Annotated in this window: 1 protein-coding gene and 1 pseudogene; one reads left to right on the forward strand and one right to left on the reverse strand. The window is 40.4% G+C overall.

Features of this window, described 5'->3' with window-relative positions:
- Positions 1-968 (forward strand): annotated as a pseudogene (locus A3739_RS29155) (MFS transporter); the annotation flags it as partial.
- A gap of 5 nt (positions 969-973) precedes the next feature.
- Here the strand turns inward: A3739_RS29155 and A3739_RS01950 are convergent.
- Complete coding sequence (locus A3739_RS01950) at positions 974-1165, reverse strand: hypothetical protein (RefSeq protein WP_068477345.1); 192 nt, start codon at positions 1163-1165, stop codon at positions 974-976.
- Positions 1166-1208 lie beyond the last annotated feature (43 nt).

Here is a 1208-nt window from a genome sequence, read left to right on the forward strand (position 1 = left end):
TGTTTACATACATCATTATGTCTTTAACGATGTTGGTTGGTTTGGTAACAACGCTGATTGTTTCAGAGCCGGTTTCCGCAGAATTGAGAGCCAAACGAGACTATTCTTCAGTCCAATATCTTCGTTTTCTTGCGATGTTTGCTATGAGTATTTGCATCTTTGTTGGTGTGTATATTGTTGGAGCGGATCAAGTAGAGCAATTAAAACGTGACGTTGGTAGCTATGCTGGAAACGAGGCACTCGCAAATTTTTCGATTGAATGTCTGCGTCTGATATTTGCCGTATTGATTGTTTGTTTCTTTATTCGTTTAGTCTCGTTTACTTCAATGTATGAGCATCAATTAATACAAGACTCTTATATTTCACCGGTTAAAGAGTTCTTTTCACGTTACGGCATCAGATTGGCTGTTCTGCTGCTTGTTTTTGTGGGTTTCTATCGTGTTTCCGATATCGTTCTTGGCGTCATTTCGAATGTGTTTTTTCAAGATATGGGATTTAGTAAAACTGAGATCGCTTCGGTCGTAAAAACCTTTGGTTTGTTTATGACCATTCTGGGAGGCTTTCTTGGCGGCGTTTTGTCTGTGCGTTTTGGCGTGATCAAAATGCTGTATGCAGGTGCATTTCTAACCGTTGCAACGAATCTTTTGTTTATGTTGTTAGCGAAAACGGGCTATGACATTGAACTGCTTTATCTCGTTATTTCTGCAGATAATTTAACAGCAGGACTAGCAAGTGCTGCATTTATTGCCTTCTTATCCAGTCTAACGAATGTGTCGTTTACGGCAGTTCAATATGCGATTTTTAGTTCATTAATGACGCTGCTGCCAAAGGTTATTGGTGGCTATTCGGGGAGTATGGTTGATAACCTCGGCTATTCGAATTTCTTTCTTGTGGCAAGCATGATGGGTGTGCCTGTGCTTTACCTTATTTATCGTATTCAAAAGCACGACACATTTAAGAATTTGTAGTTGACTTAACGGCGATTAAAGTAAGCGCTTGCAAACCTTTTGAGTATTTCATAGTGGCTGCTTGCGTCGTTCGAACTGGATTTTTCTCGTCGCTCGTCTTCATGGCCTACGTTGTAGGTTGGATCGTTTGCGGCGGAGTCAGTTTTTTGCAATGTCGCCACATGGCAAAGTTGCTGAGTAAAGCTTAGATGTAGCATAAGCTCTCCTTAATTAAGTGCAGAAATTCACTTTCTTCTATAG

The organism is Oleiphilus sp. HI0067 (assembly GCF_001635735.1).